Source organism: Quadrisphaera sp. DVD1, assembly GCF_058932755.1.
This window is the reverse complement of the sequence record NZ_JBZYWI010000143.1, coordinates 1-7,673: the sequence shown is the minus strand read 5'-3', so window position 1 is coordinate 7,673 and position 7,673 is coordinate 1. Positions and strand designations below refer to the sequence as shown.

Annotated in this window: 9 protein-coding genes; 5 read left to right on the top strand and 4 right to left on the bottom strand. The window is 76.3% G+C overall.

What is annotated here, in order from left to right; genetic code table 11:
* The first annotated feature begins 150 nt into the window (after positions 1–150).
* The 5 genes from AC5FZL_RS13845 (at position 151) to AC5FZL_RS13825 (ending at position 4,516) form a co-directional block, all read left to right on the top strand.
* Entirely contained in the window at positions 151–732 is a 582-nt protein-coding gene (locus AC5FZL_RS13845) for a Jag family protein (RefSeq protein WP_493619473.1), read from the top strand.
* Positions 733–815: 83 nt separating this feature from the next.
* On the top strand, positions 816–1,481 hold the full coding sequence (rsmG, locus tag AC5FZL_RS13840) for a 16S rRNA (guanine(527)-N(7))-methyltransferase RsmG (RefSeq protein ID WP_493619472.1): 666 nt from the start codon (positions 816–818) through the stop codon (positions 1,479–1,481).
* Complete coding sequence (locus tag AC5FZL_RS13835; RefSeq protein ID WP_493619471.1) at positions 1,478–2,611, top strand: ParA family protein; 1,134 nt, start codon at positions 1,478–1,480, stop codon at positions 2,609–2,611. Before rsmG ends, AC5FZL_RS13835 begins: the two co-directional genes overlap by 4 nt.
* Entirely contained in the window at positions 2,608–3,729 is a 1,122-nt protein-coding gene (locus AC5FZL_RS13830) for a ParB/RepB/Spo0J family partition protein (protein WP_493619470.1), read from the top strand. The genes AC5FZL_RS13835 and AC5FZL_RS13830 overlap by 4 nt, the downstream gene beginning before the upstream one ends.
* 106 nt (positions 3,730–3,835) lie before the next feature.
* On the top strand, positions 3,836–4,516 hold the full coding sequence (locus tag AC5FZL_RS13825; RefSeq protein WP_493619469.1) for a GNAT family N-acetyltransferase: 681 nt from the start codon (positions 3,836–3,838) through the stop codon (positions 4,514–4,516).
* Between the two features lie 22 nt (positions 4,517–4,538).
* Here AC5FZL_RS13825 and AC5FZL_RS13820 read toward each other — a convergent pair whose 3' ends face one another.
* From AC5FZL_RS13820 to AC5FZL_RS13805, 4 genes are all read right to left on the bottom strand, one after another.
* Positions 4,539–5,705 (bottom strand): N-acetylmuramoyl-L-alanine amidase, encoded by a 1,167-nt coding sequence (locus AC5FZL_RS13820; RefSeq protein WP_493619468.1) that lies wholly within the window; start codon positions 5,703–5,705, stop codon positions 4,539–4,541.
* Between the two features lie 37 nt (positions 5,706–5,742).
* Positions 5,743–6,066, bottom strand: a complete 324-nt coding sequence (gene trxA / locus AC5FZL_RS13815; protein WP_493619467.1) for a thioredoxin — start codon at positions 6,064–6,066, stop codon at positions 5,743–5,745.
* 65 nt (positions 6,067–6,131) lie between these two features.
* The gene (gene trxB, locus AC5FZL_RS13810) at positions 6,132–7,133 is read right to left on the bottom strand and encodes a thioredoxin-disulfide reductase (RefSeq protein ID WP_493619466.1); all 1,002 of its coding nucleotides are present in this window, start codon (positions 7,131–7,133) and stop codon (positions 6,132–6,134) included.
* A 121-nt stretch (positions 7,134–7,254) separates the two neighbouring features.
* Positions 7,255–7,673, bottom strand: a 419-nt coding sequence (locus AC5FZL_RS13805; RefSeq protein ID WP_493619465.1) for a discoidin domain-containing protein, incomplete at its 5' end; no start/stop codon positions are given.

Sequence of the window (7,673 nt, the reverse complement as noted above, 5' to 3'; positions counted from 1 at the left end):
GGCAGCGGCGCGAAGGGCACCAAGCCGCGCAGCGGCGGGCAGGGGCCGGGGTCGACCGGCACCGCCGGCGCCACCGACTGACCGCACCAGCACCGGAGCACCACCCAGCCAGGGCGGACCCCGCCCGCCCGCTCCGCCGAGGAGGCAGCCGTGACCGAGCCGCAGACCAGCGACGTCGAGACCCCCGAGCCCGGGGACGCCGCGCCCAGCGCCGCGCCGTCGGCCGCCGCCTCCGGGGAGGACGTCGGCACCAGCGCCTCCCGCCTGGAGGAGGAGGGTGACGTCGCCGCCGACTACCTCGAGGAGCTGCTGGACATCGCCGACCTCGACGGCGACATCGACATCGACGTGGAGGACGGGCGCGCCTCCCTGTCCGTCGTGGCCGAGCCGGCCAGCGCCGCGTCGCTGCGCCGCCTCGTGGGGGAGCGGGGCCAGGTGCTCGAGGCCCTCCAGGAGCTGACCCGGCTCGCGGTGCAGGCCCGCACGGGCCAGCGGAGCAGGCTCATGCTCGACGTCGCCGGCTACCGGGTGCAGCGCCGGGCCGAGCTGGAGCAGCAGGCCCGCGACGTGGTCGAGCAGGTCCGCGCCGAGGGCGCCGCCGTGCGGATGGAGCCGATGAACCCGTTCGAGCGCAAGGTCGTCCACGACGTCGTGGCCGCCGCGGGGCTCGTCAGCGACTCCGAGGGCGTGGAGCCGCAGCGCCGCGTCGTCGTCCAGCCCGCCTCGGCGTGAGCTCGCCGGCGACCGACGGCGGCGGCGCCCGAGTTCCACGTGGAACGGGCGCTCCTCCGCCGGACCCGGCGGTCCTGGAGGCCGTGTTCGGCGACCGGGCCGACCTCGCCCGCCGCTACACCGACCACCTGGCCACCAGCGCCGTGGAGCGGGGCCTCGTCGGCCCGCGCGAGGTGGACCGGCTGTGGGACCGCCACGTGCTCAACTGCGCCGTCGTGGGCGAGCTGCTGCCCCAGGGGGCCCGCGTCGTGGACGTCGGCAGCGGTGCGGGGCTGCCGGGGCTGTGCCTGGCGCTGGCCCGCCCCGACGTGCGGGTGACGCTCGTCGAGCCCCTGGAGCGGCGCACCACCTGGCTGCACGAGGTCGTCGCCGACCTCGGGCTCGACGTGCGCGTCGTCCGCGGCCGGGCCGAGGACGTGCGCGGGTCGGGGGAGGGGCAGGTCGCGCCCGCCGAGGTCGTCACGGCCCGCGCCGTGGCCGCGCTGGACCGGCTGGCGCGCTGGTGCCTGCCGCTGGTCGCCCCCGGTGGCGAGCTGCTCGCCATCAAGGGGCAGAGCGCGGCCGAGGAGGTCGCGCGCACCACGGGGGCGCTCCGCCGCGCGGGGGCGGTGGGGTGGGAGGTCGTCCAGGTGGGCACCGGCGTGCTTCCGGTCCCCACCACGGTCGTCAGGGTTAGGGTTGGCGCTGGCCGGCGCAGCGGGGCTGGAGCAGGACGCCAGCGCGTCGACCACGGGGAGGACCACGGGTGAGCGAGCAGCAGGACCAGGCGGCCGAGCAGGGCGCTGCGAGGGGCGGTGCCGCCCCCGCCGCCTCCGACGCCGCCGACCTGCGGCGGCGCACGGCGGTGGCGGAGGTCATCCCGCACTCCGACGACGACACGCCGCTGATGCGCCAGGCCGCTGCCGACGCCCGGCTGCGGATCACCCTGCGCGGCCGCGCCCTGCCCCGCCCGAGCCGCACCCGCGTCATCACCGTCGCCAACCAGAAGGGCGGCGTCGGCAAGACCACCACGACGGTCAACCTGGCCGCGGCGCTGGCGCAGTCCGGCCTGCGGGTGCTCGTCATCGACGTCGACCCGCAGGGGAACGCCTCCACCGCCCTCGGCATCGACCACCACAGCGACATCCCGGGCACCTACGAGGTGCTCGTCGAGGGCATGCCGATCTCGGACGTCCTGCAGGCCTGCCCCGACATCCGCGGCCTCGAGTGCTGCCCGGCCACCATCGACCTCGCCGGCGCGGAGATCGAGCTGGTGGGCATGGAGCGGCGCGAGTCGCTGCTCCGCCAGGCGATCGCCGACCACCTGGTCGAGCGCCAGCGGTCGGGGCAGCCTCGGCTCGACTACGTGCTGGTGGACTGCCCGCCGAGCCTCGGGCTCATCACGGTCAACGCCTTCACGGCAGCCGCCGAGGTGCTCATCCCCATCCAGTGCGAGTACTACGCCCTCGAGGGGCTGAGCCAGCTGCTGCGCAACATCGGGCTGGTGCAGGAGCACCTCAACCCCTCGCTGGACGTCTCCACGATCCTGCTGACGATGTACGACGCCCGCACCCGGCTGGCCGCGCAGGTGGCGGACGAGGTCCGCACGCACTTCCCGAGGACCGTCCTCAAGACGACGATCCCGCGGTCGGTGCGCATCTCCGAGGCGCCCAGCCACGGGCTCACCGTCATGTCCTACGACCCCGGCTCCAGCGGCGCGCTGTCCTACCTGGCCGCCGCCCGCGAGATCGCGGAGCGCGACGCCGAGGCGCACCCCGCGCCCGGCGCCGGACCGGTGGTCGACCTGACCGCCGGGACCGGGCCCGACCAGGGCCACGGCGCCACCGTGCCGGCCTCGAGCAGCCCCTCGCGGGGCGCACACCTGGGAGACCACTCATGACCGAGCGCCGCAGGGGGCTGGGCCGCGGGCTCGGCGCCCTCATCCCCACCGCACCGGCGGGCTCCACCCGGCCCATCGACCTCTTCTTCGCCGACGCCCACGCGGACGCCGCCGCGGCGGCCGAGGGGACCGTCCGCGAGGTGGACCTCCGCCACCACGACGCGCCCGCCCCCGCCGACGACGGGCGTTCCACGTGGATCGTGCAGGAGCCGACGGAGGAGCTCCTCCCGGTGCCCGGGGTCCGCTTCGCCGAGGTCCCGGTCGGCCAGGTCGTCCCCAACCCGCGCCAGCCGCGCCAGGTGTTCGACGAGGACTCCCTCTCCGAGCTCGTCCACAGCGTCCGCGAGATCGGCGTCCTGCAGCCCGTGGTCGTGCGCCCGGTGGCCCCGGACGAGGGCGGGCCGCGCTACGAGCTCGTCATGGGCGAGCGGCGCTGGCGCGCGAGCCAGGCCGCCGGCCTGGAGACGATCCCGGCCATCGTCCGCGAGACCAGCGACGACGACCTCCTGCGCGACGCGCTGCTGGAGAACCTCCACCGCAGCCAGCTGAACCCCCTCGAGGAGGCCGCGGCCTACCAGCAGCTCCTCGACGACTTCGGCTGCACGCACGACCACCTCGCGCAGCGGATCGGCCGCTCGCGCCCGCAGATCTCCAACACCATCCGCCTGCTGCGCCTCCCGCCGCTGGTCCAGCGCCGGGTGGCGGCCGGCGTGCTCTCCGCCGGGCACGCGCGGGCCCTGCTCGGGCTCAAGGACGGCGCGGCCATGGAGCGGCTGGCCCAGCGCATCGTGGCTGAGGGCCTGTCGGTGCGGGCCACGGAGGAGGTCGTCGCCCTCGGGGGCGACGCCGACCGCAGCCCCCGCCGCGCCCCACGCCGCGGCGAGCGGGCGCCGCAGCTCGAGGACCTCGCCGCCCGCCTCTCGGACCGCTTCGAGACCCGGGTCAGCGTGGCCATGGGCCAGCGCAAGGGGCGGCTCACCGTCGAGTTCGCCACCGTGGAGGACCTCAACCGCATCCTCGGCGCCCTGGCGCCCGAGGACCCGGGAGTCGACGACGCCGGGGTCGAGGGCTCCGGGGCCGACGCCGGGGCCGCACCGGCGGAGGCGCTGGAGCGCTGAACCGCGCTGCGCCGACCGGGTGAACGCGAGCCCGGCCGGTGCACAGGGTGTGGACGACGCCTGTGGACGAGCGGCCTCAGCCGGTCGGGGGACGGAGGGGACGGCGATGGGCAGGCGGATGGCGCCGCTGACGCTGGAGTCGCTGCCGGACCTGCCCGCTGCGTGCCGCAGCTGCGTGCGGTGGGAGCTCGACCCGGTGGCCGCGCGGCGCGCCGCCCGGGACGGCGGCACGGCCTTCGAGAAGGAGGCGTGGCTGTCGTCGGTGCTGCTGTCGTGGGGCACCGCGGGCCGCCTGGCCTACGTCGACGACGAGCTGGCCGGCTTCCTCACCTACGCCCCGCCGGTGCACGTCCCGCGCTCGCTCGCCTTCCCCACCTCGCCGGTCAGCGGTGACGCGGTGCTGCTCATGAGCGGTCAGGTGCTGCCGCGCCACCGCGGCGGCGGCATCGCGCGGATGCTCGTCCAGGGCGTCGCCAAGGACCTCACCCAGCGCGGCGTCAGGGCGCTCGAGGCGTTCGGCGACGCGAGCGGCGAGGAGCAGGCCGGCGCTGCACCGGCTCGGGCCGCCCGGGGCGTCGAGGCCCCGGTCGAGGCGGACGCGGCGGCGGGCTGCCTGGTGCCGGCCGCCTTCCTCGAGGCGGTGGGGTTCACGGTCGTGCGCCCGCACCCGCGCTACCCCCGGCTGCGCCTGGAGCTGCGGACGGCGCTGTCGTGGCGCGAGGACGTCGAGGCGGCGCTGGAGCGGATCCTCGCCACGGTCCGCGTGCCCACCCTCACCGGCGCCTGAGCGCCGGCTGACGGCTGCTGGGTCAGCCGCGCGAGCGCGCGACGACGTCGCCGAGGAAGAGCGTGCCCGTGGCGGCGTCGTCCTCCTCGGGGAGGAAGAGGCGCTGGACGGCGGCCAGCAGCCCCTCGGCGCACGTGTCGCGGAACGCCGGGTCGGCCAGCAGCGCGGCGTCCGACGGGCTGGTGAGGTAGCCCAGGTCGACCTGCACGGCCGGCATCGGGGTCAGGCGGAGCAGGTCCCAGGAGCGCGCGTGGGTGCGCAGGTCGGCCAGCGGGGTCCGCGCCACCAGCTCGCGCTGGACGAGGTCCGCCAGGCGGGCTCCGACCACGGAGCGGACGGCGGGGCGGTCGTCGGTGCGCGCCTGCCCCCAGTAGGAGGAGGCGACCCCGTGCGCGCCGGGGGATCCCGGCCCGGCCCCGTCGCAGTGCAGGCAGAGGTAGAGGTCGGCCCGCACCTCCGTGGCCAGCGCGATCCGCTCGGCGAGGGAGGGGTCCTGGTCGGCGCCGCGGGTGAGGACGGCGGTGACCCCGGACGCCGCGAGGCGGCCCTCGAGGCGCTGGGCGAGGTCGAGGACGACGTCGGCCTCGGTCAGCCCACCGCCCAGGGCGCCGGGGTCGCTGCCGCCGTGGCCCGGGTCGAGCACGACGGTGCGGCCGGCCAGGCTGCTGCCGGCCCGGCGCACGTGCTCGGCGGCGCGCAGGGCGGCCGCGTCGCCGCCACCGACGGTGCGGGCCAGCTGGGCCAGCACGCGCAGGGTGGTCGGCCCGCAGGTCCCGTCGACGACGGTGCCGCACGAGCGCTGCAGCTCGCGCACCGCCCGCTCGGTGTCGGGCCCGTAGAGCCCGTCGACGCGACCGGCCAGCACCCCGAGCCCGAGCAGCCGCTCCTGGAGCTCCACGACGTCGTCGCCGACGAGGAGGTGCCCGGGGGTGTAGCGGAGGATGCGGTCGCCGAGGCGCCAGCGCGCGGCGTCCAGGGCGCGGGAGGTCTCCGGCCCGACGAGGCCGTCGGCGGTCAGGCCCCGGCGCTGCTGGAACTCGCGCACGGCCAGCTCCAGCCGGGCGTCGAAGACGTCGGGCTGCTCGCCGGGCCGGGCGGCCGCCGAGGCGACGCCCACGTCGACGAGCACCGAGCGCACGCCCGCGACCCGGGGACCGGAGTCCCCGGGTCGCAGGAGGGTGCTCCTCACGGCGCCTGGCGGCGGGGTGCGGTCACGGGTCCGGTGCTCAGCCGAGGAACTCGGAGAGCTCCTTGACCAGCACCGGCTTCGGCCGCGCGCCGATGATCTGCTTCACGAGCTGGCCGCCGGAGTAGACGTTCAGGGTCGGGATCGAGGTGATGCCGTACGCCGCCGCGGTGCGCGGGTTCTCGTCCGTGTTGACCTTGACGACCTCGATGGCCTCGCTGTGCTCGGTGGCCAGCTCCTCGAGGATCGGGGAGACCTGGCGGCACGGGCCGCACCAGGGGGCCCAGAAGTCGACGAGGACGGGCTTGTCGGACTGCAGGACCTCGGCGTCGAAGGTGTCGTCGGTGACGGGGCGGGTGCTCATGGCGTCCTCCAGGGGATCGGTGCGGGAGGGGTCGCGCGGGGGGCGCGGCCCGGGACGGGGAGCGGTCAGGAGACGGCGGTCGCCTCGGCGACCTCCACCGCCTCGACCGCGGCGACGCGCGGGGAGTCGGTCGCGTCCAGCGCGGCCAGGTAGCGCTCGGCGTCGAGGGCGGCCGCGCAGCCGGAGGCCGCGGCGGTGATCGCCTGGCGGTACTCGTGGTCGACCACGTCGCCGCAGGCGAACACGCCGGGCAGGTTGGTGCGGCCGGACCGGCCGTCGACCGCGACGTAGCCCTGCTCGTCCAGCGCCACCTGGCCGCGGAAGAGCTCGGTGCGGGGCTCGTGGCCGATGGCGACGAAGAGGCCCGAGACGTCGAGCTCGCTCACCTCGCCGCTGGTGCGGTCGCGGAGCACGACGCCGGAGAGCTTGTCCTCCCCGCGCAGGTCGAGGACCTCGGTGTTCCACGTGAAGCGGATCTTCGGGTCGGCGGAGGCGCGGTCGGCCATGATCTTGGACGCGCGGAGGGTGTCGCGCCGGTGCAGGACGGTCACCGACCGGGCGAACCGGGTGAGGAAGGTGGCCTCCTCCATCGCGGAGTCACCGCCGCCGACGACCGCGACGTCCTTCTCGCGGAAGAACGCGCCGTCGCAGGTGGCGCACCAGGACACGCCGTGCCCGGAGAGGCGCTTCTCGCTGTCGAGGCCGATCTCCTTGTAGGCGGAGCCGGTGGCGAGGATCACCGCGCGGGCGGAGAACGTCTCGCCGTTGCCGGTCCTCACCGTCTTGACGGGACCGGTCAGGTCGAGGTGGACGGCGTCGTCCCAGACGATGCGCGTGCCGAACCGCTCGGCCTGCTTCTCCATGCGCTCCATGAGGTCCGGGCCCATGAGGCCCTCGGGGAAGCCGGGGAAGTTCTCCACCTCGGTGGTGTTCATGAGGGCACCGCCGGAGGTCACCGAGCCGGCGATCAGGACCGGGCTCAGGTTCGCGCGGGCGGCGTAGATCGCGGCGGTGTAGCCCGCCGGACCGGAGCCCACGATCACCAGCTCCTGGACGTCCTCGTGCACGGGATCCCCTCTCGTCGGTCTGCCGCTGCGCCGGGCCGGTGGAGCCGGCCCCTGCGCTGCGGGCGTCAACAGATCCTACGGGCGGGGTGTTCCGCGGCCCCCGCTCGCCGGCACGACCGGCTCAGCCCACCTGCACCGAGGACAGGTCGACGCGGAAGCCGTCGTCGGCCTGCGGCGCCGCGGTGAACCACAGCAGCACCCACCGGGTGGTGGTGGGGGCGGGAAGGTCGACCCGGACCGGGTCGGGCCCGCCGCTGCCGACGTCGGCGGTGGCCGCGACGGTGCTGCCCTCCAGCGCGCCGTCGGCGGAGGTGCGCACCTCCACCACCCCGCCGGTGCCCGCCACGGCGAGCTCGACGCTCGACACGCTCGCGTCCTGGCCGAGGTCCAGGGCGAGGCCGACGCCGTCCTTGAGGCCGCCGAGGTCGGCGCTGCTGTACGTCTCCGAGCTCCACGACGTGGCCGGGTCGCCGTCCAGCGCCCGGGGCACCTGCTCGTCGTTCTCGGCGCCGTCGCCCAGCGGGTCGAGGGCCGCAGCCG